Source organism: Pseudomonas sp. P105, assembly GCF_032614175.1.
In the GTDB taxonomy this organism is placed as follows: domain Bacteria; phylum Pseudomonadota; class Gammaproteobacteria; order Pseudomonadales; family Pseudomonadaceae; genus Aquipseudomonas; species Aquipseudomonas rhizophila.
On the sequence record NZ_CP126693.1, the window covers coordinates 4,578,998 to 4,604,522 of the forward strand.

Sequence of the window (25,525 nt, forward strand, 5' to 3'; positions counted from 1 at the left end):
GCTGATAGTCCGGGTACCAGCCCGGATGCCCCTGCTTGTCTCATTTCTTCAAAATAAGAACTGCCGCTTTGTGAGCGGCGGTTCTGGTTATAGCCAGGACGCGGGTTGAAGCCCACGCCCCGACCTGTACGGGTACAGCGGTTCTACGGGTACAGCAGCTGAATCACACGCCGCTTTGCAGCAGCATGTTACGTACGTGACCGATGGCCTTAGTCGGGTTCAGGCCTTTCGGGCAGACGTTGACGCAGTTCATGATCCCGCGGCAGCGGAATACGCTGAACGGGTCATCCAGTGCAGCCAGACGCTCGGACGTCTTGGTGTCGCGGCTGTCTGCCAGGAAGCGATACGCTTGCAGCAGAGCGGCCGGGCCCAGGAATTTGTCCGGGTTCCACCAGAAGGATGGGCACGAGGTCGAGCAGCAGGCGCACAGGATGCACTCGTACAGACCGTCGAGCTTTTCACGCTCTTCCGGGGACTGCAGACGCTCGATGGCCGGAGCCGGCGAATCGTTCTGCAGGAATGGCTTCACCTTCTCGTATTGCTTGTAGAAGATGCTCATATCGACGACCAGGTCACGAATAACCGGCAAACCTGGCAGCGGACGAACGATCAGCTTGTTGCCCTTGACCACGGCGGACAGCGGCGTGATGCACGCCAGGCCGTTCTTGCCGTTGATGTTCATGCCGTCGGAGCCGCAAACGCCCTCGCGGCAGGAACGACGGTAGGAAAAACCTTCGTCCTGCTCTTTGATCAGGGCCAGCACGTCCAGCACCATCAGGTCTTTACCACCGGTATCGACCTGGAAATCCTGCATGAACGGCGCGGCGTCCTGATCAGGGTTGTAGCGATAAACACTGACTTGCAACATGGCGGCCACCCTTAGTAAGTCCGGATCTTGGGTTCAAACGTCGGAACGGTCTTCGGCGAGAAGTTCACCGCACGCTTGGCGACACGTTTTTCACCCGGGAAGAACAAGGTGTGGCACAACCAGTTTTCGTCATCACGGTCTTCAAAGTCTTCGCGGGCATGGGCACCACGGGACTCTTTGCGCACTTCTGCCGCGATGGCGGTGGCTTCGGCCACTTCCAGCAGGTTCTGCAGTTCCAGCGCTTCGATACGTGCAGTGTTAAACGCCTGCGACTTATCGTTGATCTTCACGTTGGCGATTCGTTCACGCAATTGAGCCAGCTGAGCGATACCCTTCTGCATGTACTCGCCGGTACGGAACACACCGAAGTAGTTTTGCATGCAGTTTTGCAGCTCGCGACGCAGGGTCGCCACGTCTTCGCCTTCGGTACGCTCATTCAGAGCGGACAGACGCGCCAGGGCGGCTTCGATGTTGGCGTCGGTGGCATCGTCATACTCGATACCCTCGGTCAGCGCTTTTTCCAGGTGCAGGCCGGCAGCGCGACCGAATACCACCAGGTCGAGCAGCGAGTTGCCGCCCAGACGGTTGGCACCGTGAACCGATACGCAAGCCACTTCACCCACTGCGAACAGGCCAGGGATGATTTCGTCCACGCCTTCGGCGTTCTGGGTGATCGCCTGGCCGTGAATGTTGGTGGCAACGCCGCCCATCATATAGTGGCAGGTTGGAACTACTGGAACCGGCGCAACGACAGGGTCGACGTGAGCGAAGGTCTTCGACAGTTCGCAAATGCCTGGCAGACGGCTGTGCAGCACTTCCTCGCCCAGGTGGTCGAGCTTGAGCATCACGTGGTCGCCATTCGGACCGCAACCGTTGCCGGCGATGATTTCTTTGACCATCGAACGGGCAACTACGTCGCGACCGGCAAGGTCTTTGGCGTTCGGAGCATAACGCTCCATGAAACGCTCGCCGTGCTTGTTGATCAGGTAACCGCCTTCACCGCGGCAACCTTCGGTGACCAGTACACCGGCGCCGGCGATGCCGGTCGGGTGGAACTGCCACATTTCGATGTCTTGTACCGGCACGCCAGCACGCAGCGCCATGCCGACACCGTCACCGGTGTTGATCAGGGCGTTGGTGGTGGACGCGTAGATACGGCCGGCACCGCCAGTCGCCAACACGGTAGCCTTGGCGCGGATGTAGGTGGTTTCGCCGGTTTCGATGCAGATCGCGATCACACCGACGAAAGCGCCATCCTGGTTTTTCACCAGGTCAACGGCGTAGTACTCGTTCAGGAACGTGGTACCGGCTTTCAGGTTGCCCTGATAAAGGGTGTGCAGCAGTGCGTGACCGGTACGGTCGGACGCCGCGCAAGTACGCGCAGCCTGGCCGCCCTTGCCGTAGTCCTTGGACTGACCGCCGAACGGACGCTGGTAGATACGGCCGGTTTCGGTACGCGAGAACGGCAGGCCCATGTGGTCCAGTTCGAAAACCGCGGCCGGACCTTCCTGACACATGTATTCGATAGCGTCCTGGTCACCGATGTAGTCGGAACCCTTGACGGTATCGTACATGTGCCAGCGCCAGTCATCGTTCGGGTCAGCCGAAGCGATGGCACAGGTGATGCCGCCCTGGGCGGAAACAGTGTGCGAACGGGTCGGGAAAACCTTGGTGATCACGGCAGTCTTGTGACCGCCCTGTGCCAGTTGCAGCGCAGCGCGCATGCCGGCACCGCCGCCACCAATAATGATGGCGTCGAAAGAAATCGTAGGAATGTTAGCCATGAATCAGATACCCCAAAGAATCTGCACACCCCAGACGAAGTACGCAAACATCGCGACGCCGCATACTGCCTGGAAGAGGAAACGTACGGCAGTCGCCGACTTGCCGAACGCCATCGGCGTCAGGTAGTCGGTCGCGATGGTCCACATGCCGACCCAGGCGTGAGCGCCCAGTGCGACTAGCGCCAGCAGACTGAAGATACGCATCCAGTTGTTTGCGAACAGTTCGTGCCATTGGGCATAGCCAAGGCCAGGGTTTGCTACGACATATCCGATCAGGAAAATGAAGTAAGCCGCGAGAACGACCGCAGACACACGCTGCGCCATCCAGTCATAGAGGCCCGAACGGGAAAGGTTCGTGACGTTGGTTACCATATCCAGACTCCTGCCAGAACGATTACCACCACGGAAACGGCGATAACGATTTTCGAGCCCAGCTTGCCGCCTTCCAGCGTCTCACCGATGCCCATGTCCATGATCAAGTGGCGCACACCGGCAACCAGGTGATACAGCAAGGCGGACAGGATGCCCCAAATCACTAGCTTGGCTAGCGGACTGGTCAGACACGCTTTCACCTGACCGAAGCCTTCTTCCGAGTCGAGCGACTTGTCCAATGCATAAAGCATGATGGCCAGGCTGACGAAGAGAATGACACCGGAGATACGGTGAAGAATGGACGTGTAAGCAGTGACTGGGAGTTTGATGGTCCTTAGGTCTAGGTTTACAGGTCGTTGGCTTTTCACGGCTTTTTTTCACACTGAAGAGCCCCTAACAATCAGGGCAAAGTTGTTGGGGCGCGCACTGGTCAGGTACTCACCACCCAGGGAGTGACGACCCCCAAGAAAGCAGGCCCAAAAGCCCCTGGCGGTCGGTGGCCGAGTATAGACAGTTAGGCTACTAATGACAACGCGTTCACCTTCCCCTAATAGCGCATTGCACATATGAAGCAAAAGGCGTAAACGGCAGGCAATTTCGCGGAAAAAGTCCGGTTAAAGCCTTCTGGAGCAAGACTTTAGGCAAATTGACATTCGAATTTATCTCACTATAGTGGTGCGGGCCCTGCGTGGGGGGTCTGTCTGATGATTCCAAGCATTAATAGGAGGCCACATGGCTGACAAAAAAGCGCAGTTGATCATCGAGGGCGCAGCCCCCGTCGAGCTGCCCATTTTAACCGGCACCGTTGGTCCCGATGTAATCGACGTACGGGGCCTGACGGCCACGGGCCGTTTCACCTTTGACCCGGGTTTCATGTCGACCGCTTCGTGCGAGTCGAAAATCACCTATATCGACGGCGACAACGGCATCCTGCTGCACCGCGGCTACCCGATCGAACAACTGGCTGAAAAGTCGGACTACCTGGAAACCTGCTACCTGCTGCTCAACGGCGAGCTGCCAACCGCAGAGCAAAAGGCCCAGTTCGTCAGCACCGTGAAGAACCACACCATGGTTCACGAACAGTTGAAGACCTTCTTCAACGGCTTCCGTCGCGATGCCCACCCGATGGCCGTCATGTGCGGCGTTGTCGGCGCCCTCTCGGCCTTCTACCACGACTCCCTGGACATCAATAACCCCCAGCATCGCGAAATCTCCGCGATCCGCCTGGTGGCCAAGATGCCGACCCTGGCAGCCATGGTCTACAAGTACTCCATGGGCCAGCCCATGATGTACCCGCGCAATGACCTGACTTATGCAGAAAACTTCCTGCATATGATGTTCAACACCCCGTGCGAGATCAAACCGATCAGCCCGGTGCTCGCCAAGGCCATGGACCGGATCTTCATCCTCCACGCCGACCACGAGCAGAACGCCTCCACGTCCACCGTGCGCCTGGCCGGCTCCTCGGGTGCCAACCCGTTCGCCTGTATCGCCGCCGGTATCGCCGCACTCTGGGGCCCAGCCCACGGCGGTGCCAACGAAGCGGTATTGACCATGCTCGATGAAATCGGCGATGTCTCGAACATCGACAAGTTCATCGCCAAGGCCAAGGACAAGAACGATCCGTTCAAGCTGATGGGCTTCGGTCACCGGGTCTACAAGAACCGCGACCCGCGCGCCACCGTCATGAAGCAGACCTGCGACGAAGTGCTCAAGGAACTGGGGATCAAGAACGATCCGCAACTCGAACTGGCCATGCGCCTGGAAGAGATCGCCCTGACCGACCCGTACTTCATCGAACGCTCGCTGTACCCGAACGTCGACTTCTACTCGGGGATCATCCTCAAGGCGATCGGCATTCCAACCAGCATGTTCACCGTGATCTTCGCCCTGGCGCGGACCGTGGGCTGGATCTCCCACTGGAAGGAAATGCTCTCCAGCCCGTACAAGATCGGCCGCCCGCGCCAGTTGTACACCGGCTACGAGTCGCGTGACATCACCCAGCTGGAAGACCGCAAGTAAGACCTGCCTTGCAATGAGGTCTTGAGCTGCACCGAAACAGCCCCTGCTTCTTATATAAGAGCAGGGGCTGTTTTGTTTGTGCCTCTTTTCATCTGATCCAGAAGCGGCATTGACCGGTCCGACGTCATCGCGAGCAAGCTCGCTCCCACAGTTGACCTGTTGTGAACACAGAACCTGTACTCACTGAAAATCCCCTGTGGGAGCGAGCTTGCTCGCGATGACGGCAGCCCTGTCATCCTTAAACCCGGCACAAAAAAATACCCCAGCCTCTCGACCGGGGTATTTCTTCAAGCACTTCTCGCTACATCAATGGTTAACCGCCCCACTCGCCCCCAGGCCAGTCTGCGAACGCACAAACTGCGGGAAGAACAGTGCACGCTCGTTCACGCCTTCAGCCGACTTGTCGGTGACGGAGAAGAACCAGATGCCGACGAAGGCAATGGCCATCGAGAACAGCGCAGGGTATTCATACGGGAAGATCGCCTTCTCGTGCCCCAGGATCTGCACCCAGATGGTCGGACCGAGCACCATCAGGCCCACCGCACTGACCAGGCCCAGCCAGCCGCCGATCATGGCGCCACGGGTGGTCAGTTTCTTCCAGTACATCGAGAGCAGCAGTACCGGGAAGTTGCAGCTTGCCGCGATGGAGAACGCCAGGCCCACCATGAACGCGATGTTCTGCTTCTCGAACAGGATGCCCAGGCCGATCGCCAGCACCGCCAGGGCGATGGTGGTGATCTTCGACACGCGGATCTCATCCTTCTCGTTGGCTTTGCCTTTCTTGACGACACTGGCATACAGGTCATGGGACACCGCCGAGGCACCGGCCAGGGTCAGACCCGCCACTACCGCCAGGATGGTGGCAAAGGCTACGGCCGAGATGAAGCCCAGGAAGATGCTGCCACCCACCGCGTCAGCCAGGTGCACCGCCGCCATGTTGTTGCCACCCAGCAAGGCACCTGCCGCGTCCTTGAAGGCCGGGTTGGTGCTGACCAGCAGGATCGCGCCGAAGCCGATGATGAAGGTCAGGATGTAGAAGTAACCGATGAAGCCAGTGGCGTACAGCACGCTCTTGCGAGCTTCCTTGGCGTCACTTACGGTGAAGAAGCGCATCAGAATGTGCGGCAGGCCAGCGGTACCGAACATCAGCGCCAGACCCAGGGAGAACGCCGAGATCGGATCCTTGACCAGGCCACCAGGGCTCATGATCGCTTCACCCTTGGCGTGAACCTTGACCGCCTCGGAGAACAGCATGTTGAAGTCGAAGTTGACGTGCTTCATGACCATCAGCGCCATGAACGAAGCGCCCGACAGCAACAGCACCGCCTTGATGATCTGTACCCAGGTAGTGGCCAGCATGCCGCCGAACAGCACGTAGAGGCACATCAGGATACCGACCAGAATCACCGCAACGTGATAATCCAGGCCAAACAGCAGCTGGATCAGCTTGCCGGCACCCACCATCTGCGCGATCAGGTAGAACGCCACCACGACCAGCGAGCCGCTGGCAGACAAGGTGCGGATCTGGGTTTGCCCCAGGCGGTAGGACGCCACGTCGGCAAAGGTGTATTTACCCAGGTTACGCAGGCGCTCGGCGATCAGGAACAGAATGATCGGCCAGCCGACCAAAAAGCCGATGGAGTAGATCAGACCGTCGTAGCCAGACGTGAACACCAGCGCGGAAATCCCCAGGAAGGACGCCGCCGACATGTAGTCACCGGCAATCGCCAGGCCGTTCTGGAAACCGGTGATCCGCCCGCCCGCCGCATAGTAGTCGGCTGCCGAGTTGTTGCGCTTGGACGCCCAGTAGGTAATGCACAAGGTCGCGCCAACGAAAGCCACGAACATGACAATGGCCGAAACGTTAAGCGGTTGTTTCTGCACGGCACCGGTCAGGGCTTCAGCCGCCCAGGCCCCCGGTGCGAAAGCTGCGATGCTCAACAGAGCCATTAGACGCCGGATCATTGCTGAGCCTCCTTGAGAATCGCATTGTTCAGATCGTCGAACTCACCGTTGGCGCGTCGCACGTAGATACCGGTCAGGATGAAGGCCGAGACGATCAGGCCGACACCTATGGGGATACCCCAGGTAATGGTGGACTCGGGCGAAATCTTGGCCCCGAGCACATGCGGCCCGTAGGCAATCAGAAGAATGAAGCCTGAATACAACCCAAGCATGATCGCCGAGAGAATCCAGGCGAACTTTTCTCTTTTTCTCACCAGCTCCTTGAAGCGCGGGCTGTTTTGAATCGAGAGGTAAATGCTGTCGTTCATTGTTTTTATCCTCGCAGCACAGATTTAATTGGAACAGCTCTACTCTATGCGGCTGAAGGCCAGGTTCCAGACGACCTTAGTATTAGAACGACATGACGGTGCTGCCGGTTTCCCGCACACTTTCACAATTGCCCTCCTGTGGGAGCGAGCTTGCTCGCGATGGAGGCGCTACATTCAACATGGATGCAAGCAGATGTACCGCTATCGCGAGCAAGCTCGCTCCCACAAGGGGATTGTGGGGAATCCAGGAATTTCGGGCACAAAAAAACCGCATGACAGACAGTCATGCGGCTTTCGGAACAGTCAGACCAAGTCGATTACTTGATCCACTCCGCCACGCGATCCGGGTGCTTGGCAACCCAATCCTTGGCAGCGGCGTCCGGCTTGGCGCCTTCCTGAATCGCCAGCATGACCTCGCCGATTTCGTCTTTCGAGTTCCACTGGAACTTCTTCAGGAACGCGACCACTTCCGGCGCCTTGGTGTCCAGCTCCTTGCTGCCGATGCTGTTCACGGTTTCAGCCGCGCCGTAAACGCCTTTCGGGTCTTCCAGGAAGCGCAGTTTCCACTTGGCGAACATCCAGTGCGGCACCCAACCGGTGACGGCGATGGATTCTTTTTTCTTCTCGGCACGGGTCAGCTCGGCAATCATGCCGGCGCCGGAACTGGCCTTGAGTTGATACCCGGTCAGGTCGTAATCCTTGATGGCCTGCTCGGTCTTGATCATGACACCTGAACCGGCGTCGATACCGACAATGCGGTTCTTGAAGCTGTCATCGGTCTTGAGGTCGGCCACGGACTGGGCCTTGACGTACTCCGGCACGATCAGGCCGATTTTTGCATCCTTGAAGTTCGGACCGTAGTCGACCACCTGATCCTTGTTCTTGGTCCAGTAGTCGCCATGGGTCACCGGCAGCCAGGCCGAGAGCATCGCGTCGAGTTTGCCAGTGGCTACGCCTTGCCACATGATCCCGGTCGCAACCGCTTGCAGCTTCACGTCATAGCCCAGTTTCTGCTTGATGACTTCGGCCGCCACATGGGTGGTCGCGACGCTGTCGGACCAGCCATCGACATAGCCGATGCTCAGGGTTTTGGTTTCGGCGCTGGCCAGTGTGGAGCTGATCGCCAGTACCAGTGCGGCACCTGCGCCCAAGAGTCGTCGCATTCTCATCGTTACTTCCCCGAAAGTGCTGCGCCCGACGGATGCCGAGCGGCGTCAACGTATTGTTATGGTGCACAGCGCCCCCATCACGCTCGCCTGCAAAACCGGTTCGAACGTCAGTGGAGTACTGACTCGTTGATCATCAACCTGCGCCGATCTGGAACCTGCTCTGCCTGCGACGTTGAAGCAACGAGAAACGACATCAGAACGCCAGCTACCTGCCTGCGCCATTCGGGCCAACATAAATGCTCTCCTGCCGGTCACGCCCGAATTCGGCAAACCGCCAGATAACTAGCCGCTACCACGCGTGAACGTGTATCTTCGCGCTACTATCCCGCCCCGTTTGTGCCTGTTTTGTGCCAATCATGGCACTTGGCTTCACTTCGGCGGTCATAGCCTGCGAACTTCAATCGGCATCTTCCTTTAAGGGATCCAGTCATGCTCCATTCCTTGCGCTTCGCTGCCCTCGCCGGCGGCCTTATTCTGAGTGCGTCCGCGCTGGCGGTGGACATCGATGCCGCCAGCTATGGCTACCCCTTGACCAACCCGTTCGAGGCGACCATCGCCACTACGCCACCGGACCTGCGCCCGGAACTGCCCCCGATCGAAGATATCGACCAGGCGGACCACAGCCTGACCCTGCGCCCGGAACGCGAGTTCATCCTGCCAGACAATTTCTGGCCGGTGAAAAGCCTCACCTACCGCATGGCGACCCAGGACAAGCCTGCGCCGCTGATCTTCCTGATCGCTGGCACCGGCGCACGATACGACAGCAGCCTCAACGAATACCTCAAGCGCCTCTATTACAAGGCGGGTTACCACGTGGTGCAGCTGTCGTCGCCCACCAGCTTTGACTTCATGAGTGCCGCTTCGCGCTTCGCCACACCCGGCATCACCAAGGAAGACGCCGAAGACATGTACCGGGTGATGCAGGCCGTGCGCGCGCAGAACCCCAAATTGCCCGTGACCGAGTATTACCTCACCGGCTACAGCCTCGGCGCCCTGGACGCGGCCTTCGTCGCCCATCTGGACGAAACCCGACGCAGCTTCAACTTCAAGAAAGTGCTGTTGCTCAACCCGCCGGTCAACCTCTACACCTCGATCACCAACCTGGACAAACTGGTCCAGACCGAGGTCAAGGGCATCAACAACACCACCACTTTTTATGAGTTGGTGCTCAACAAGCTGACTCGTTATTTCCAGCAAAAAGGCTACATCGATCTCAACGATGCCCTGCTCTATGACTTCCAGCAGTCCAAGCAGCACCTGACCAACGAGCAGATGGCGATGCTGATTGGCACTTCGTTCCGCTTCTCGGCGGCCGACATTGCATTCACCTCGGACCTGATCAACCGTCGCGGCCTGATCATCCCGCCCAAATTCCCGATTACCGAAAGCACCAGCCTGACGCCGTTCCTCAAGCGCGCGTTGCAATGCGATTTCGACTGCTATCTCACCGAGCAGGTGATTCCGATGTGGCGCGCGCGCACCGACGGCGGCAGCCTGTTGCAACTGATCGATCAGGTCAGCCTTTATGCGCTCAAGGATTACCTGCACGACAGTCCGAAGATTGCCGTCATGCACAACGCCGACGACGTCATCCTCGGCCCGGGCGATCTGGGCTTCCTGCGCAAGACCTTTGGCGACCGCCTGACGGTTTACCCATTGGGCGGCCACTGCGGCAACCTAAACTACCGCGTCAACAGCGACGCCATGCTGGAGTTCTTCCGTGGCTAAATATCTCCTGCTTATCGCCGCGTTAATGAGTGCTGGCATGGTCCACGCCGATAACAGCAAGGCCAACGCGCCTGTGGTGGTGGACTCCGACGGTTTCAAGGAACCGTTGAGCAAGCTCAAGTTCAACCCCGGGCTGGACCAGCGCGAGTTCGAACGCTCGACCCTCAACGCCCTGAACGTCTATGACCCGCTGGAGTCCTGGAACCGCCGCGTTTACCACTTCAATTATCGATTCGATCAGTGGGTCTTCCTGCCAGTCGTCGATGGTTACCGTTACATCACGCCAGGCTTCCTGCGCACCGGGGTGAGCAACTTCTTCAATAACCTGGGAGACGTGCCGAACCTGATGAACAGCCTGCTGCAATTCAAGGGCAAGCGTTCGATGGAAACCACGGCACGCCTGCTGCTCAACACCACCGTCGGCATCGCCGGCCTGTGGGACCCGGCCACCGCCATGGGCTTGCCGCGCCAGAGCGAAGACTTCGGTCAGACCCTGGGCTTCTATGGCGTGCCCGGCGGCGCGTATTTCGTACTGCCGATCTTCGGCCCTTCGAACCTTCGCGATACCTCGGGATTGCTGGTGGACTACACGGCTGAATCGGCGATCAACTTCCTCAACGTTTCAGAAGTCAGCGGCAACCACCCGGAACTGCTGCTCCTGCGCGCCGTGGACAAGCGCCACCAGACCAGCTTCCGCTATGGCCAACTGAACTCGCCATTCGAATATGAGAAGGTGCGTTACGTGTATACCGAGTCGCGCAAGTTGCAGATTGCCGAGTAACTCCCGGCCACCCCAAAACCCACTGTGGGAGCGAGCCTGCTCGCGATGAGGGCCTGCCATTCAACATGTATGTTGGCTGGTAGACCGCTATCGCGAGCAGGCTCGCTCCCACAGTTGTCATCTGTTGTCAGATTCAGCTTTTCAGCGCTTTCCAGACCTTGCCAACCACCATCACTCCCGCCAACACCAGCGCCCCCGCCACAATCCCGGCCACCGCATTAAGCAGCAACGGCACAATGAACCCGGCGCCGCCAGCACTGGCCGTCACACCTTCGATCCAGTGATGCACCACCGGCACGCCATGGGTCAGGATGCCGCCGCCCACCAGGAACATCGCCGCCGTGCCGATCACCGACAGGCCTTTCATCATGTAGGGCGCGGCGCGCAGGATGGCGCCACCGACGCTCTTGGCCCATTGCCCCGGCTTCTGCGTCAGCCACAACCCCAGGTCATCGAGCTTGACGATCCCGGCCACCAAACCATAGACGCCGACGGTCATGACGATGGCGATACCCGACAGCACGATCACCTGCTGGGTCAGCGGTGCATCAGCGACGGTGCCGAGGGTGATGGCGATGATTTCCGCCGAGAGGATGAAGTCGGTGCGTATCGCACCTTTGATCTTGTCCTTTTCGAAGGCCACCAGATCGACCGCCGGATTGGCCACGGCCTCGACCAGTTGCGCATGCTCGGCCTGGTCTTGCGCCTTGCTGTGAAGGAACTTGTGGGCCAGTTTCTCGAACCCTTCGAAGCACAGGTAGGCGCCCCCCACCATCAGCAGTGGCGTCACCAGCCAGGGCACGAAAGCGCTGATGGCCAACGCCGACGGCACCAGGATCAGTTTGTTGATGAACGACCCCTTGGCCACCGCCCAGACCACCGGTATTTCCCGCTCGGCACGCACGCCTGACACCTGCTGGGCATTGAGCGCCAGGTCATCGCCGAGCACGCCGGCGGTTTTCTTGGCGGCCATCTTGGTCATCAATGCAACATCGTCGAGCACTGTGGCGATATCGTCGATCAGTAACAGCAAACTGCTTCCGGCCATGGAGGAACTCCTTGAACAATAATGCTGCGCAGCATAGCGCGCCCGACGTGGCCGCGGGGCATTCTTGAGCGCTTCGCGAGGCCGGTGCTACCATGCGCAACCGCCAGAACAGGCAAGGAACCCCTGGGTTTATGAGCACTATCCGCGAGCGCAACAAAGAACTGATCCTGCGTGCCGCCAGCGAAGAGTTTGCCGACAAGGGCTTCGCGGCGACCAAAACCAGCGATATCGCGGCCAAGGCGGGCCTGCCAAAACCCAACGTCTACTACTATTTCAAATCCAAGGAAAACCTCTACCGCGAGGTGCTGGAAAGTATCATCGAGCCAATCCTCCAGGCCTCGACCCCGTTCAACGCGGACGGCGTGCCCGGCGAAGTGCTGAGCCACTACATCCGCTCCAAGATCCGCATCTCCCGCGACCTGCCCTTCGCCTCAAAAGTCTTCGCCAGCGAAATCATGCACGGCGCCCCACACCTGAGCGCCGACCTGGTGGAACAACTCAACGCCCAGGCCCGGCACAACATCGACTGCATCCAGACCTGGATCGACCGCGGCCAGATCGCCCCCATCGACCCCAACCACCTGATGTTCAGCATCTGGGCGGCCACCCAGACCTATGCCGATTTCGACTGGCAGATCAGCGCCGTGACCGGCAAGGCGAAGCTGGATGAGGCGGATTACGAAGCGGCGGCGCAGACGATTATTCGGTTGGTGTTGAAGGGGTGTGAGCCAGGCTGATAGATCGAGTTGCCTTTATCGCGAGCAAGCTCGCTCCCACAGGTTTTGTTGTGAATATAGGTTCTGCTAGCAAACCTGAATCCCTTGTGGGAGCGAGCTTGCTCGCGATTGAAGACAGCTCGATTTCAAGTCAAAGCCAAATGGCATCCCACAGCGGATAATCGCCAAGCCGCTTCACGAGACCTGCCCGCAACGGGTTAGCGACGACATAGCGCGCCATTATGATCAACTCTTCTTCCCGCCGCAGTGCGCGGTCATGGTATCCCGGTTGCCAAAGGCGACCTCTCTGCCCTGTGGATATGTTCACCGCCCGAGCACTCAAGGACTTGGTTTTTTGCATCAACTCATTCAACGGGCTTTGCTGCAATTCAATCAACCAATGGAAATGATCAGGCATGACCACCCAAGCCAGTGACTTCGCCCATCCCTCATCCTGGGCACATCGAAACTGTTCAACGACCAACCTGCCTAAAGCGAAATCCTGAAAAATCGGCTTTCGCTCAGCCGTGTTAGAGGTCAATAAATAGATTCGATTCAACTCACCGTAACGGCCAGTACGCAAGCGATGTGAAGCAGGTAAATCAGGCATTCCTTCGCCTCTCCAATGATCAGGTCATCAAAGGCTAGATCAGTGGATTTTGAATACCGGGCAGACTCTTGGCTGGATGTGTCTGGGAGGTCATCATCGCGAGCAAGCTCGCTCCCACACAGGGTTTGCGGTGTTCAGACATTATGTGTCCAACATCAACCCCTGTGGGAGCGAGCTTGCTCGCGATGACGCCAGTCCATTCACCACAAAATCAAGCAACCACCCCGACATCCGCCCTCAACTGCAGCGCCTCCACGGCCCTGATCGCCACCTGCTCATCCACATCCGAAACATCCCCACTGACACCAATCGCCCCCAGCACCCTCCCCTCCTGATCCCTGATCAACACCCCACCCGGGGCCGGTACGACGTTGCCTTGGCCCAACCCATTCAAAGCGGCAAAGAACGCCGGGCGTTGTTGGGCGTCCTGGGCCAGCAGGCGCGAGCCTTTGCCCAGGGCGATGGCGCCCCAGGCCTTGCCGATGGCGATCTGAGGGCGAAGCAGGCTCGCACCGTCTTCGCGTTGCAAGGCAATCAGATGGCCGCCGCTGTCCAGGACCGCAATGGTCAGCGGTGCAGCGCTGATTTCACGGCCTGCGGCAAGGGCTTGCCCCGTCAGGCTGACGGCGACTTTCAAGGTTAAAGCGCTCATGGGTGCTGTCCTTTTTTTGTTGTGGGAAGCGTTCCTGGCATTGCCTTTGGCAAAACCAGACGCAAACAATAGAACACAATGATAATATTTTTTGTATACAATAAATCCAACAACGTAACCTTATCGACGAAAAGCCACAGCATTTACGGCCTTCCGACGAATGAAACAGGTGCTTGAGAAAATGGATTGACCTGCGCCGTCCGCCGTGAATACACTCAACGCAAAGCCACTTGTATACAATTACAAAACGTAAGAGGCACAAAATCATGAGCAAAATGAGAGCAATCGAAGCCGCCGTTCTGGTGATGCGCCGTGAAGGCGTGGACACCGCCTTCGGCATCCCGGGTGCCGCGATCAACCCGCTGTACTCTGCCCTGCAAAAGGTGGGTGGCATCGATCATGTCCTCGCTCGCCACGTTGAAGGCGCCTCCCACATGGCCGAGGGCTACACCCGCACCAAGGCCGGTAACATTGGCGTGTGCATCGGCACCTCGGGGCCGGCGGGGACCGACATGGTGACGGGGCTCTACAGCGCTTCGGCCGACTCGATCCCGATCCTGTGCATCACCGGCCAAGCGCCCCGCGCCCGCCTGCACAAGGAAGATTTCCAGGCTGTGGATATCACCAGCATCGTCAAACCGGTGACCAAGTGGGCCACCACCGTTCTGGAACCGGGCCAGGTGCCGTACGCTTTCCAGAAAGCCTTCTTTGAGATGCGCTCCGGCCGACCGGGCCCGGTGTTGATCGACCTGCCGTTCGACGTGCAGATGGCCGAGATCGAGTTCGACATCGACGCCTACCAACCGCTGCCCCTGGCCAAACCCGCCGCCAACCGCGTGCAGATCGAAAAAGCCCTGGCCATGCTCGATCAGGCCGAGCGCCCCTTGCTGGTGGCCGGCGGCGGGATCATCAACGCCGATGCCAGTGAGCTGCTGGTGGAGTTCGCTGAGCTGACCGGCATCCCAGTCATCCCTACCTTGATGGGCTGGGGCACCATCCCTGACGATCACCCGCTGATGGTCGGCATGGTCGGCCTGCAAACCTCCCACCGCTATGGCAATGCGACGCTGCTCAAATCGGACGTGGTGCTGGGTATCGGCAACCGCTGGGCTAACCGCCATACCGGTTCGGTGGATGTCTACACCGAAGGCCGCACCTTCATTCATGTGGACATCGAGCCGACCCAGATAGGCCGTGTGTTTACCCCCGACCTGGGCATCGTGTCCGACGCCGCTTCGGCACTGACGGCGTTCATCGAAGTCGCCCGCGAATGGCAAGCCGCCGGCAAACTGAAAAACCGCAGCGCCTGGCTGCAGGACTGCCAGCAGCGCAAGGCCAGCCTGCAGCGCAAGACCCACTTCGACAACGTGCCGGTCAAACCCCAGCGTGTGTACGAAGAAATGAACCAGGTGTTCGGCAAGGACACCTGCTACGTCAGCACCATCGGGCTGTCGCAGATCGCCGGGGCGCAGTTCCTGCACGTCTACAAACCGCGCCACTGGATCAACTGCGGCCAGGCCGGCCCGTTGGGCTGGACCATTCCGGCGGCACTGGGGGTGGTCAAGGCCGACCCGAGCCGCAAGGTCGTGGCGCTGTCGGGCGACTATGACTTCCAGTTCATGATCGAAGAGCTGGCGGTAGGCGCGCAGTTCAAGCTGCCGTACATCCACGTGGTGGTGAACAACTCCTACCTGGGGTTGATCCGCCAGGCCCAGCGCGGGTTCGACATGGACTACTGCGTGCAGCTGTCCTTCGACAACCTCAACGCCCCGGAACTCAACGGTTATGGCGTGGACCACGTCGCCGTGGCCGAGGGCCTGGGTTGCAAGGCGTTGCGGGTGTTCGAACCGTCCGGCATCCAGCCGGCGCTGCGCAAGGCCCAGGAGTTGATCGAAGAATTCAAGGTGCCGGTGATCGTCGAGATCATCCTGGAACGGGTAACCAACATTTCCATGGGCACCGAGATCAACGCCGTCAACGAATTCGAAGACCTGGCGCTGGTGGGCAACGATGCGCCCACAGCGATTTCGTTGCTCGATTGAATGCCGACGCACTCCTGTGGGAGCGAGCTTGCTCGCGATGACGGCGCTACATTCAACATGGATGCAAGCAGACACACCGCTATCGCGAGCAAGCTCGCTCCCACAGGGGGCCTGCCAACTATTTATAGGAGACCACCATGCCGCGTTTTGCAGCCAACCTGTCCATGCTGTTCACCGAGCAGGATTTCCTCGCCCGTTTCGAAGCGGCCGCCAAGGCCGGTTTCACCGGTGTCGAATACCTGTTCCCTTATGACTACAGCTCCGCCGAGCTCAAGGCGCTGCTCCAGGCCAATGGCCTGACCCAGGTGCTGTTCAACCTGCCGGCCGGCGACTGGGCCAAGGGCGAGCGCGGCATTGCCTGTCTTCCGGACCGGGTTGAAGAGTTCCGCTCGGGCGTTGACCTGGCGATCGCTTATGCCCAGGTGCTGGGCAACACCCAGGTCAACTGCCTGGCCGGCATTTGTCCGCAGAACTGCGACAAGGCCCTGGTGGAGAAAACCTTCGTCGCCAACCTGAAATACGCTGCCGAGAAGCTGCAGGCCAAAGGCATCAAGCTGGTGATGGAAGCTATCAACACCCGCGACATTCCCGGTTTCTACTTGAACAACACCGCCCAGGCCCTGTCGATCCGCGAGCAGGTGGGCAGCGCCAACCTGTTTCTGCAATACGACATCTACCACATGCAAATCATGGAAGGCGACCTGGCCCGGACCCTGTCGGCGCACCTGGGTCAGATCAACCATGTGCAACTGGCGGACAACCCGGGACGCAACGAGCCGGGAACCGGCGAGATCAACTACCGCTTCCTGTTCGAACACTTGGACCGCATCGGTTACCAGGGCTGGGTCGGCTGCGAATACAAGCCGCTGACCAGCACGGAAGCGGGCCTGGGCTGGCTGAAAAGCCATAACGCGATTTGACCCGATACGGCCTTTGTGGCGAGGGAGCTTGCTCCCGCTCGGCTGCGAAGCAGACGCATGATTTTTCACCCAACATGGATTTCTGGGGCCGCTTCGCGACCCAGCGGGAGCAAGCTCCCTCGCCACAGAGACCCGGGACATCTAAATAAGAGAGGATTTTCTCATGGCTAAAATCGGATTCATCGGCACCGGCATCATGGGCCACCCCATGGCAATGAACCTGCAAAAGGCCGGGCACAGTCTGTTCCTGAGCCAGCACCACGATCCGGCCCCCGCCGATCTGCTGGCCGGCGGCGCGGTGGCGCTGGCCAACCCGAAGGAAGTCGCCCAGGAAGCCGAGTTCATCATCGTCATGGTCCCGGACACCCCGCAGGTCGATGACGTGCTGTTTCGCGCCGATGGCGTCGCGGCGGGCGTGAGCACGGGCAAGGTGGTCATCGACATGAGCTCGATCTCCCCCACCGCCACCAAGGCGTTCGCGGTCAGGATCAATGAAAAAGGCGCGCAATATCTCGATGCCCCGGTGTCCGGTGGTGAAGTCGGCGCCAAGGCCGCCACACTGAGCATCATGGTCGGTGGCGACAGCGGCGCTTTCGAGCGCGCCCTGCCGCTGTTCCAGGCCATGGGCAAGAACATCACCCTGGTGGGTGGCAACGGCGACGGCCAGACCGCGAAAGTGGCGAACCAGATCATCGTCGCGCTGAACATCCAGGCCGTGGCCGAAGCCCTGCTGTTCGCCGCGAAAAACGGCGCCGATCCGGCCAAGGTTCGCGAAGCGTTGATGGGCGGTTTTGCCTCTTCGAAGATCCTGGAAGTACACGGCGAGCGCATGATCAAGGGCACCTTCGATCCGGGCTTCCGCATCAGCCTGCACCAGAAGGACCTGAACCTGGCCCTGCAAGGCGCCAAGGAGCTGAACATCAACCTGCCCAACACCGCCAACGCCCAGCAAGTGTTCAGCACCTGCGCGGCCATCGGCGGCAGCAACTGGGATCACTCGGCGTTGATCAAGGGGTTGGAGCACATGGCGAATTTCTCGATTCGCGACAAGTAAACCTGCACTAACCCCTGTGGGAGCGAGCCTGCTCGCGATAGCGGTCTTACATTCAACACATAAAGTGACTGGATTAACGCCATCGCGAGCAGGCTCGCTCCCACAGGGAATCGAGTCGCTTCATCCAATAATAAAAATCGGGAGCCCGCCATGTCGGTCGATCCGCAACAATTGCTGCGTGAGCTGTTTGCCACAGCCATCGATGCGGCCCATCCGCAGCATGTCCTTGAACAGTATCTGCCCAGCGATCGCAGCGGCCGGGTGATCGTCATCGGCGCCGGCAAGGCCGCCGCGGCGATGGCGCAGGTGGTCGAGCGCTGCTGGCAGGGCAACGTCACCGGTTTGGTGGTGACCCGCTACGGCCATGGCGCGCCTTGCCAGAAGATCGAAGTAGTGGAAGCCGCTCACCCAGTGCCTGATGCGGCGGGCCTGGCGGTGGCCCAACGGGTGCTGGAGCTGGTCAGCAACCTCAACGAAGACGACCGGGTGATTTTCCTGCTGTCCGGCGGCGGCTCGGCGTTGCTGGCGCTGCCGGCAGCTGGCATCACCCTGGCCGACAAGCAATCGATCAACAAGGCTTTGCTCAAGTCCGGTGCCACCATCGGCGAGATGAATTGCGTGCGCAAACATCTCTCGGCAATCAAGGGCGGGCGCCTGGGCAAGGCCTGCTGGCCGGCGACGGTCTACACCTACGCGATTTCCGATGTGCCCGGCGACCTCGCCACGGTCATCGCCTCCGGCCCCACCGTGGCCGACCCCAGTACTTCGGCCGAAGCCTTGGCGATCCTCAAGCGCTACAACATTGAAGTACCGGCCTCGGTGCGCAACTGGTTGCAAAGCCCGGAATCGGAAACCGTCAAACCCGGCGACCCGCGCCTGGCCCGCAGTCACTTCCAATTGATCGCCCGTCCCCAACAATCACTGGAAGCGGCGGCGGTGAAAGCCCGCCAGGCCGGTTTCAGCCCGTTGATCCTCGGCGACCTGGAAGGCGAATCCCGGGAAGTGGCCAAAGTCCACGCCGGTATCGCCCGGCAAATCGCCCTGCACGGCCAGCCTCTGGCGGCGCCATGCGTGATCCTCTCCGGCGGCGAAACCACAGTCACCGTGCACGGCAATGGCCGGGGCGGACGCAACGCAGAATTCCTGCTCAGCCTGACCGACAGCCTCAAGGGCCATCCCGGCATTTACGCACTGGCCGGTGACACGGACGGCATCGACGGTTCCGAAGACAACGCCGGCGCCATCATGACCCCGGACAGCTATCGCCGAGCCGCCGAACTGGGCCTGAGCGCCAGCGACGAGCTGGACAATAACAATGGCTACGGCTACTTCGCCGCGCTGGAGGCGTTGATCGTTACCGAGCCGACGCGCACCAACGTCAACGACTTTCGCGCCATCCTGATTCTTGAGAACCCCAAACATGACGCCTGATAAAAAGGTCAAGATTCTCGCGACCCTTGGCCCCGCAACCCGTGGGATCGATGACATCCGTGAACTGGTGCAAGCCGGCGTGAATATTTTCCGCCTGAACTTCAGCCACGGCGAGCATGTCGACCACGCCCAGCGCTACCAGTGGATTCGTGACGTCGAGCAGCAGCTCAACTACCCACTGGGCATTCTGATGGACTTGCAGGGCCCGAAACTTCGCGTGGGTACATTCGCCGACGGCAAAGTGCTGCTGCAACGCGGCCAGGCCCTGCGCCTGGATCTGGACGCCACGCCCGGCGATGAACAGCGGGTCAACCTGCCCCACCCACAGATCATCGCGGCCCTGGAGCCGGGCATGGACCTGCTGCTGGACGACGGCAAGCTGCGCCTGCGTGTGACCACCAAACACGCCGATGCCATCGACACCCAAGTGCTCAACGGCGGCGAACTGTCAGACCGCAAAGGCGTGAATGTGCCCCAGGCCGTGCTCGACATGAGCCCGCTGACCGCCAAGGACCGTCGCGACTTGAGCTTTGGCCTGGAGCTGGGCGTGGACTGGGTGGCGCTGTCGTTCGTGCAGCGCCCCGAGGACATCCGCGAGGCGCGTGCGTTGATTGGCGACAAGGCATTCCTGATGGCCAAGATCGAGAAACCTTCGGCGGTGACCCAGCTTCGGGAGATCGCCGAACTGAGCGACGCGATCATGGTTGCCCGGGGTGACTTGGGTGTCGAAGTGCCGGCCGAAAGCGTGCCGCAGATCCAGAAGAACATCATCGGCACCTGCCGCGCCCTTGGTAAACCGGTGGTGGTGGCCACGCAGATGCTCGAATCCATGCGTTTTTCTCCCGCGCCCACCCGAGCCGAAGTCACCGACGTGGCCAACGCCGTGGCTGAAGGGGCCGATGCGGTGATGCTGTCGGCGGAAACCGCGTCCGGCGATTACCCCCTCGAAGCCGTGCAGATGATGAGCAAGATCATCCGCCAGGTGGAGAACGGCCCGGATTACCAGGCGCAGTTGGATGTCAGCCGGCCGAAGGCCGAAGCCACGGCGTCGGACGCCATCAGTTGCGCAATCCGGCGTATCAGCAACGTGCTGCCGGTGGCGGTGCTGGTGAACTACAGCGAATCGGGCAGCTCCAGCCTGCGGGCGGCGCGGGAGCGGCCGACGGTGCCGATCCTCAACCTCACGCCCAACCTGCAAGCAGCCCGCCGTCTGACGGTGGCCTGGGGCGTGCATTCGGTGGTCAACGATCGGCTGCGCCAGGTGGACGAAGTGTGTTCCACCGCCTTGGAAATCGCCCAGGCCCAGGGCATGGCCCAGCGTGGCGACACCCTACTGATCACAGCCGGCGTTCCGTTCGGGCAGCCGGGGTCGACCAATTCGCTGCGCATTGAGACGTTGATCTAGCGTTTGTACTGGCCTCATCGCGAGCAAGCTCGCTCCCACAGGGGTTTGTGATCGCCGCAAATCCAGTGTGGGAGCGAGCTTGCTCGCGATAAGGGCAACTCCGTCCCATCAGACATACCCACCATGCCCAACACCCACTGCCCCGACTGGGCCACCGCCCTGCTCAACGGCTTCAGCCAGATTTTCCTCCAGCGTCATCCGCTGTGCGGTCTGCTGTGCCTGCTGGCGATTCTCTTCACCGCACCCGCCTTGTTTGGCGGTGCCTTGCTTGGCGGCGTGGCCGGGTTGCTCACCGCCCAGCGACGCGGTTATGCCAAGGTTGATCGACAGGCCGGACTGTTCAGTTACAACGGCATCCTGCTGGGCTTGCTATTGAGCCTCGCGTTACCCTGGTCAGCCGTGTTGCCGCCATTGATTATTGCCAGCGGCGGCCTCAGCGCGATGTTGACCGAGCAATGGCTCAAGCGCAGCCGTGGCCCTCAGTGCCTGCCCGCCTACACCGCGCCGTTCGTGGCGCTGGGCTGGTTGCTGCTGAGTTTTGCCCCGGCACAGCCATCACCCGTTTCGGTTGAACTGACGATGGCCAATTTGCTGGCCGCTTGTTGGAGCGGACTCGGTCAGGTCATGTTTCTCGACCAGCCATTCGCCGGTGCGCTGATCGCTGTGGGATTGTTGATTGCCAATCCACGCGCCGCCGGGTGGGCGATGCTGGGTTCAGCCGCTGGCCTGGGGTTCTCCCTGCTGCATCACGACACGACCCAAGCCCTGTCGGGGCTCGGCGGTTATAACCCGGCCCTGGTGGCGCTGGCCCTCAGCCAACAACGCCGCCAGCGATGGTTGCCGCTGGCGGGTATTGTGCTGGCGCTCATACTCACACCGGGCTTTCTTGCCCTCGGTCTGGCGCCGCTGACCGCGCCCTTCATCCTGGCCTGCTGGCTGGTTCATGCCACCCACCGAGTGTGGCAACAGGCCAGTCGGGACACTGCGCCTTGCGCTTTGCGGGGCAATCACCCTAGGCTTCGCTGACTATTGGTTCAGGCGAAGGTTATGGATAGCAGCAACTGGCGTGAACGCCTCTACGTGATCATTTTCCAGACCGACACCGTGGCCGGCCGGCGCTTCGACAGCACACTGCTGTTGATCATCCTCGCCAGCCTGGTGATCGTGATGCTCGACAGCATCGACAGCGTGCACCAGAACTACGCCTCCCTGCTGGCCGCCATCGAATGGGGGTTCACCTTCATCTTCATCGTCGAATATGGCCTGCGCCTGTACTGCTCGCCCAAGCCCCTGCGCTATGCGTTCAGCTTCTACGGCCTGGTGGACTTGCTGGCGATCGTGCCCGGGATCCTGGCGCTGTACTACAGCGACGCCCAGTATCTGCTGATCGTTCGCATCATTCGCATGCTGCGGATATTCCGCGTGCTCAAGCTCAGCCCTTACCTCAAGCAAGCCAACTACCTACTGGCGGCGCTGCGGGGGAGCAAGCAGAAAATCATCGTGTTCCTGGTCAGCGTCTCGACCCTGGTGACCGTGTTCGGCACCTTGATGTACGTCATCGAAGGTCCCGAGAACGGTTTCACCAGCATTCCCAAGGGCATCTATTGGGCCATCGTCACGCTGACCACCGTGGGCTTTGGCGACATCGTGCCCAAGACGGCATTGGGCCAGGTGGTTTCGTCCCTGGTGATGATCACCGGTTACTCGATCATCGCCGTGCCGACGGGCATTTTCACCGCTGAACTGGCCACGGCCATGCGCGGTGACCAGCTCAAGCATGATTGTCCGGTCTGCAGCAAAAACAACCACGATCATGGAGCTGCTTTCTGCTCCCGTTGCGGCAATGCGCTGTTTAAGAAATTGGAATAAGCAAAGCACTTTTTAATGCTTGATGGCCTATTGGCTTGCCGCTAGTGTGCCGGCTAATTGCCCGGAACCCCTTTCAAATAAAAAGGAATTCGCAGTGAAGAACTTCTTTGGTGCCTCCCTTCTCGCCGCTGGCCTGACCTTTGGCAGCCTGGCCCACGCCGCCCCGCCCCTGCTCAACGTTTCCTATGACGTGATGCGCGATTTCTACAAGGACTACAACACGGCTTTCCAGAAACACTGGCAGGCCGAGCACAACGAAAACATCATCGTGCAGATGTCTTTCGGCGGTTCCAGCAAGCAGGCACGCTCGGTGATCGACGGGCTGCCAGCTGACGTCATCACCATGAATATGGCCACCGACATCAATGCCCTGGCGGATAACGGCAAACTGGTGCCCGAAAACTGGGTCACCCGCTTGCCGAACAACAGTGCCCCGTTCACCTCGGCCACCGTGTTCATCGTGCGCAAGGGCAACCCGAAAGCGCTGAAGGATTGGCCCGACCTGCTCAAGGACGGCGTGCAGGTGATCGTGCCCAACCCAAAGACCTCCGGCAACGGTCGCTACACCTACCTGTCGGCCTGGGGGTATGTGCTCAAGAATGGCGGTGACGAGAACAAGGCCAAAGCCTTCGTCGGCAAACTGTTCAAGCAGGCGCCGGTACTGGATACCGGTGGCCGTGCCGCGACGACCACTTTCATGACCAACCAGATCGGCGACGTACTGGTGACCTTTGAAAACGAAGCCGAGATGATCGCCCGCGAATTTGGCCGCGACCAGTTCGAGGTGATCTACCCGAGCGTTTCTGCCGAAGCCGAGCCACCGGTGAGCGTGGTCGATAAAGTGGTCGAGAAGAAAAGTTCTCGCGAGGCCGCCGAGGCCTACCTCAAGTACCTGTGGTCGCCCGAAGGCCAGGAAATCGCCGCCGCCAACTACCTGCGTCCGCGGGACCCTGCGGTACTGGCCAAATACACCGACCGTTTCCCGAAAGTGGACTTCCTGTCCGTGGAAAAAACCTTCGGCGACTGGCGCACGGTGCAGAAGACTCACTTCAATGACGGTGGGGTTTTCGACCAGATCTACAGCGGGCAATAACGTCCTATCCACATTTGATCGTTCCCAGGCTCCGCGTGGGAACGATCAGGCCTGTTTCATCATCAATAGCAAGCATGTCCGATATCAGCCACAAAGCCTGTTCCAGAGCCCGCTAACTCTTTAGCCTCACGCCATCCTTTCAAGCTACTGATGAGATTGCCATGAGTGCCCATCCCTCCTCCGTGCCCGCCGGTACAAGCCTGACTCGCGGTATGGTCCTGCTCTTCGCCTTCTGCTGCGGCGCCATTGTCGCCAACATCTACTACGCCCAGCCCATCATCGAACTGATCGCACCCGACGTCGGCCTGAGCAGCACCATGGCCAGCCTGATCGTCTCGCTGACTCAGATCGGTTATGCCCTGGGCCTGTTTTTCCTGGTGCCACTGGGGGACCTGCTGGAAAACCGTCGCCTGATGATCCTCACCACCGTTGTGGCGATTGCCAGTCTGTTGGCGGCAGCGTTCACCGACCAGCCGAACGTGTTCCTGCTGGTCTCGCTGCTGGTGGGGTTCAGTTCGGTGTCGGTGCAAGTCCTGATCCCGCTGGCCGCGCACTTGGCCCCGGAAGAGTCCAGAGGGCGGGTCGTGGGCGGGATCATGGGCGGCCTGCTGCTGGGGATCCTGCTGGCGCGGCCGATCTCAAGCGTGGTGGCCGATCACTTCGGCTGGCGGGCGATGTTCATGATCGCCGCCGCCTTGATGGCGGCGATCAGCATCGTCCTCGCATTGACCGTGCCCAAGCGCCAACCCGACCACAGCGCCTCTTATGGCCAGCTGCTGGGCTCGCTCGGCACCCTGTTGCGCCAGCAGCCATTGTTGCGCCAACGAGCCTTTTACCAGGCCTGCATGTTCGCCACCTTCAGTCTGTTCTGGACCGCCGTGCCGCTGGAACTGTCGCGCAATCATGGTCTGTCGCAAACTGAAATCGCCCTGTTCGCCCTGGTCGGTGCCATTGGCGCCATCGCCGCGCCCATTGCCGGTCGCCTGGCGGATGCCGGTCATACCCGCATCGCTTCGTTGCTGGCAATGCTGTTGGCCAGCCTGAGTTTTCTGCCAGCGTTCATCCATCCGCTCTACAGCGTTATTGGCCTGGCGGTTACGGGCGTGGTGCTGGATTTCTGTGTGCAGATGAACATGGTCCTGGGCCAGCGCACCATCTATGCCCTCGATGCCAAAAGCCGCAGTCGTCTCAATGCGCTGTACATGACCAGCATCTTCGTCGGCGGCGCGTTTGGTTCATCGATTGCCAGCGCGGTGTACGAGCACGGCGGCTGGTTATGGGTGGTGATCATCGGCAGCGGCTTCCCGCTGCTGGCCTTGCTGAGTTTCCTGAAGACCTCGAAAAAACACGCACTGGCGACAGCCTGACACCGTCGCGACAGGGTCGTAATGCCCGGCGGCCGAGGCCTGCCGGGCAACATCAAAAAGCGGTCAGATCCGCACGTTGCCCCGCGGCCCGGCAATCGCCCAGATGATCAGGCCCAGCACTGGCAGCAGAAGGATCAACAGCACCCACAGGACTTTTGCCCCCGTTCCCGCGCCACTCTTGAGCACATTGATGATCGCCCAGATATCGAGCGCCAGGATGATCAGGCCAATCAGGCCGTTGAAGGTGGAACCCATGGTGTCGCTCCCAGATGGTGATATGCCCACTTAGGATAGCGGGGGCCCGGCGAGGGTTCCGTTTTA

At 60.1% G+C, this 25,525-nt stretch carries 24 protein-coding genes; 13 read left to right on the forward strand and 11 right to left on the reverse strand.

Features of this window, described 5'->3' with window-relative positions; all coding sequences use genetic code 11:
- Positions 1-163 precede the first annotated feature (163 nt).
- The 4 genes from QOM08_RS20540 to sdhC are packed head-to-tail and all read right to left on the reverse strand — an operon-like array spanning position 164 to position 3,392.
- A complete protein-coding gene (locus QOM08_RS20540; protein WP_047230491.1) occupies positions 164-868 on the reverse strand; it encodes a succinate dehydrogenase iron-sulfur subunit in 705 nt (234 codons plus the stop codon).
- Between the two features lie 11 nt (positions 869-879).
- Positions 880-2,652 (reverse strand): succinate dehydrogenase flavoprotein subunit, encoded by a 1,773-nt coding sequence (gene sdhA / locus QOM08_RS20545; RefSeq protein WP_047230489.1) that lies wholly within the window; start codon positions 2,650-2,652, stop codon positions 880-882.
- A 3-nt stretch (positions 2,653-2,655) separates the two neighbouring features.
- Positions 2,656-3,024, reverse strand: a complete 369-nt coding sequence (gene sdhD / locus QOM08_RS20550; RefSeq protein WP_003204438.1) for a succinate dehydrogenase, hydrophobic membrane anchor protein — start codon at positions 3,022-3,024, stop codon at positions 2,656-2,658.
- A complete protein-coding gene (gene sdhC / locus QOM08_RS20555; protein WP_024780620.1) occupies positions 3,018-3,392 on the reverse strand; it encodes a succinate dehydrogenase, cytochrome b556 subunit in 375 nt (124 codons plus the stop codon). Before sdhC ends, sdhD begins: the two co-directional genes overlap by 7 nt.
- A gap of 364 nt (positions 3,393-3,756) precedes the next feature.
- Between sdhC and gltA the strand changes: the two genes are divergently transcribed.
- Entirely contained in the window at positions 3,757-5,046 is a 1,290-nt protein-coding gene (gene gltA, locus QOM08_RS20560) for a citrate synthase (RefSeq protein WP_003204440.1), read from the forward strand.
- Positions 5,047-5,352: 306 nt separating this feature from the next.
- Here the strand turns inward: gltA and QOM08_RS20565 are convergent, their stop codons facing one another.
- The 3 genes from QOM08_RS20565 to QOM08_RS20575 all read right to left on the reverse strand — a co-directional run bounded on the left by QOM08_RS20565 (position 5,353) and on the right by QOM08_RS20575 (position 8,488).
- Positions 5,353-7,011: a cation acetate symporter gene (locus tag QOM08_RS20565; RefSeq protein ID WP_047229598.1), complete on the reverse strand. Its 1,659-nt coding sequence runs from the start codon at positions 7,009-7,011 to the stop codon at positions 5,353-5,355.
- The gene (locus QOM08_RS20570; RefSeq protein WP_047229599.1) at positions 7,008-7,319 is read right to left on the reverse strand and encodes a DUF485 domain-containing protein; all 312 of its coding nucleotides are present in this window, start codon (positions 7,317-7,319) and stop codon (positions 7,008-7,010) included. Before QOM08_RS20570 ends, QOM08_RS20565 begins: the two co-directional genes overlap by 4 nt.
- A 317-nt stretch (positions 7,320-7,636) precedes the next feature.
- On the reverse strand, positions 7,637-8,488 hold the full coding sequence (locus tag QOM08_RS20575; protein WP_047229600.1) for a glycine betaine ABC transporter substrate-binding protein: 852 nt from the start codon (positions 8,486-8,488) through the stop codon (positions 7,637-7,639).
- Positions 8,489-8,917: 429 nt separating this feature from the next.
- Here QOM08_RS20575 and QOM08_RS20580 point away from each other — a divergent pair, with 429 nt between their 5' ends.
- Positions 8,918-10,216 (forward strand): serine/threonine protein kinase, encoded by a 1,299-nt coding sequence (locus QOM08_RS20580; RefSeq protein WP_160893106.1) that lies wholly within the window; start codon positions 8,918-8,920, stop codon positions 10,214-10,216.
- Positions 10,209-10,997 (forward strand): VacJ family lipoprotein, encoded by a 789-nt coding sequence (locus tag QOM08_RS20585; protein ID WP_076383809.1) that lies wholly within the window; start codon positions 10,209-10,211, stop codon positions 10,995-10,997. The genes QOM08_RS20580 and QOM08_RS20585 overlap by 8 nt, the downstream gene beginning before the upstream one ends.
- A 133-nt stretch (positions 10,998-11,130) precedes the next feature.
- Here the strand turns inward: QOM08_RS20585 and QOM08_RS20590 are convergent, their stop codons facing one another.
- Entirely contained in the window at positions 11,131-12,045 is a 915-nt protein-coding gene (locus tag QOM08_RS20590; RefSeq protein ID WP_076383808.1) for a DUF808 domain-containing protein, read from the reverse strand.
- 131 nt (positions 12,046-12,176) lie between these two features.
- On the opposite strand from QOM08_RS20590, the gene QOM08_RS20595 reads away from it, so the two are divergent.
- Positions 12,177-12,782, forward strand: coding sequence for a TetR/AcrR family transcriptional regulator (locus QOM08_RS20595; RefSeq protein WP_188252411.1), 606 nt, complete (start codon positions 12,177-12,179; stop codon positions 12,780-12,782).
- Between the two features lie 130 nt (positions 12,783-12,912).
- On the opposite strand, the gene QOM08_RS20600 is transcribed toward QOM08_RS20595, so the two are convergent.
- Entirely contained in the window at positions 12,913-13,371 is a 459-nt protein-coding gene (locus tag QOM08_RS20600) for an REP-associated tyrosine transposase (RefSeq protein WP_139049430.1), read from the reverse strand.
- Between the two features lie 211 nt (positions 13,372-13,582).
- Positions 13,583-14,023, reverse strand: coding sequence for a GlcG/HbpS family heme-binding protein (locus tag QOM08_RS20605; RefSeq protein ID WP_139049429.1), 441 nt, complete (start codon positions 14,021-14,023; stop codon positions 13,583-13,585).
- A gap of 266 nt (positions 14,024-14,289) precedes the next feature.
- Here QOM08_RS20605 and gcl point away from each other — a divergent pair, with 266 nt between their 5' ends.
- From gcl to QOM08_RS20650, 9 genes are all read left to right on the forward strand, one after another.
- Positions 14,290-16,065 (forward strand): glyoxylate carboligase, encoded by a 1,776-nt coding sequence (gene gcl, locus QOM08_RS20610; RefSeq protein WP_047229606.1) that lies wholly within the window; start codon positions 14,290-14,292, stop codon positions 16,063-16,065.
- 137 nt (positions 16,066-16,202) lie between these two features.
- Positions 16,203-16,985 carry a hydroxypyruvate isomerase gene (hyi, locus tag QOM08_RS20615; protein WP_316912058.1) on the forward strand — a complete coding sequence of 261 codons (783 nt, stop codon included), beginning with the start codon at positions 16,203-16,205 and terminating at the stop codon, positions 16,983-16,985.
- 163 nt (positions 16,986-17,148) lie between these two features.
- A complete protein-coding gene (locus tag QOM08_RS20620; protein ID WP_316912059.1) occupies positions 17,149-18,039 on the forward strand; it encodes a 2-hydroxy-3-oxopropionate reductase in 891 nt (296 codons plus the stop codon).
- A 150-nt stretch (positions 18,040-18,189) separates the two neighbouring features.
- Positions 18,190-19,470, forward strand: a complete 1,281-nt coding sequence (locus tag QOM08_RS20625; protein WP_316912060.1) for a glycerate kinase — start codon at positions 18,190-18,192, stop codon at positions 19,468-19,470.
- On the forward strand, positions 19,460-20,875 hold the full coding sequence (gene pyk / locus QOM08_RS20630; RefSeq protein WP_316912061.1) for a pyruvate kinase: 1,416 nt from the start codon (positions 19,460-19,462) through the stop codon (positions 20,873-20,875). Before QOM08_RS20625 ends, pyk begins: the two co-directional genes overlap by 11 nt.
- 123 nt (positions 20,876-20,998) lie before the next feature.
- The gene (locus QOM08_RS20635) at positions 20,999-21,901 is read left to right on the forward strand and encodes an urea transporter (protein WP_107321772.1); all 903 of its coding nucleotides are present in this window, start codon (positions 20,999-21,001) and stop codon (positions 21,899-21,901) included.
- Positions 21,902-21,922: 21 nt separating this feature from the next.
- Entirely contained in the window at positions 21,923-22,744 is an 822-nt protein-coding gene (locus tag QOM08_RS20640) for an ion transporter (RefSeq protein ID WP_047229612.1), read from the forward strand.
- Between the two features lie 94 nt (positions 22,745-22,838).
- Entirely contained in the window at positions 22,839-23,837 is a 999-nt protein-coding gene (locus QOM08_RS20645; protein ID WP_316912062.1) for a sulfate ABC transporter substrate-binding protein, read from the forward strand.
- A 161-nt stretch (positions 23,838-23,998) separates the two neighbouring features.
- The gene (locus QOM08_RS20650) at positions 23,999-25,204 is read left to right on the forward strand and encodes an MFS transporter (protein WP_316912063.1); all 1,206 of its coding nucleotides are present in this window, start codon (positions 23,999-24,001) and stop codon (positions 25,202-25,204) included.
- Between the two features lie 63 nt (positions 25,205-25,267).
- On the opposite strand, the gene QOM08_RS20655 is transcribed toward QOM08_RS20650, so the two are convergent.
- Positions 25,268-25,459 carry a PLDc N-terminal domain-containing protein gene (locus QOM08_RS20655; RefSeq protein WP_047229615.1) on the reverse strand — a complete coding sequence of 64 codons (192 nt, stop codon included), beginning with the start codon at positions 25,457-25,459 and terminating at the stop codon, positions 25,268-25,270.
- Positions 25,460-25,525 lie beyond the last annotated feature (66 nt).

Bases quoted from the DNA above. Each gene is read 5' to 3' on its own strand.
- QOM08_RS20540 (WP_047230491.1), bottom strand. From the start codon at position 868: ATGTTGCAAGTCAGTGTTTATCGCTACAACCCTGATCAGGACGCCGCG.
- sdhA (WP_047230489.1), bottom strand. From the start codon at position 2,652: ATGGCTAACATTCCTACGATTTCTTTCGACGCCATCATTATTGGTGGC.
- sdhD (WP_003204438.1), bottom strand. From the start codon at position 3,024: ATGGTAACCAACGTCACGAACCTTTCCCGTTCGGGCCTCTATGACTGG.
- gltA (WP_003204440.1), top strand. From the start codon at position 3,757: ATGGCTGACAAAAAAGCGCAGTTGATCATCGAGGGCGCAGCCCCCGTC.
- QOM08_RS20565 (WP_047229598.1), bottom strand. From the start codon at position 7,011: ATGATCCGGCGTCTAATGGCTCTGTTGAGCATCGCAGCTTTCGCACCG.
- QOM08_RS20570 (WP_047229599.1), bottom strand. From the start codon at position 7,319: ATGAACGACAGCATTTACCTCTCGATTCAAAACAGCCCGCGCTTCAAG.
- QOM08_RS20575 (WP_047229600.1), bottom strand. From the start codon at position 8,488: ATGAGAATGCGACGACTCTTGGGCGCAGGTGCCGCACTGGTACTGGCG.
- QOM08_RS20580 (WP_160893106.1), top strand. From the start codon at position 8,918: ATGCTCCATTCCTTGCGCTTCGCTGCCCTCGCCGGCGGCCTTATTCTG.
- QOM08_RS20590 (WP_076383808.1), bottom strand. From the start codon at position 12,045: ATGGCCGGAAGCAGTTTGCTGTTACTGATCGACGATATCGCCACAGTG.
- QOM08_RS20595 (WP_188252411.1), top strand. From the start codon at position 12,177: ATGAGCACTATCCGCGAGCGCAACAAAGAACTGATCCTGCGTGCCGCC.
- QOM08_RS20600 (WP_139049430.1), bottom strand. From the start codon at position 13,371: ATGCCTGATTTACCTGCTTCACATCGCTTGCGTACTGGCCGTTACGGT.
- QOM08_RS20605 (WP_139049429.1), bottom strand. From the start codon at position 14,023: ATGAGCGCTTTAACCTTGAAAGTCGCCGTCAGCCTGACGGGGCAAGCC.
- gcl (WP_047229606.1), top strand. From the start codon at position 14,290: ATGAGCAAAATGAGAGCAATCGAAGCCGCCGTTCTGGTGATGCGCCGT.
- hyi (WP_316912058.1), top strand. From the start codon at position 16,203: ATGCCGCGTTTTGCAGCCAACCTGTCCATGCTGTTCACCGAGCAGGAT.
- QOM08_RS20620 (WP_316912059.1), top strand. From the start codon at position 17,149: ATGGCTAAAATCGGATTCATCGGCACCGGCATCATGGGCCACCCCATG.
- QOM08_RS20625 (WP_316912060.1), top strand. From the start codon at position 18,190: ATGTCGGTCGATCCGCAACAATTGCTGCGTGAGCTGTTTGCCACAGCC.
- pyk (WP_316912061.1), top strand. From the start codon at position 19,460: ATGACGCCTGATAAAAAGGTCAAGATTCTCGCGACCCTTGGCCCCGCA.
- QOM08_RS20635 (WP_107321772.1), top strand. From the start codon at position 20,999: ATGCCCAACACCCACTGCCCCGACTGGGCCACCGCCCTGCTCAACGGC.
- QOM08_RS20640 (WP_047229612.1), top strand. From the start codon at position 21,923: ATGGATAGCAGCAACTGGCGTGAACGCCTCTACGTGATCATTTTCCAG.
- QOM08_RS20650 (WP_316912063.1), top strand. From the start codon at position 23,999: ATGAGTGCCCATCCCTCCTCCGTGCCCGCCGGTACAAGCCTGACTCGC.
- QOM08_RS20655 (WP_047229615.1), bottom strand. From the start codon at position 25,459: ATGGGTTCCACCTTCAACGGCCTGATTGGCCTGATCATCCTGGCGCTC.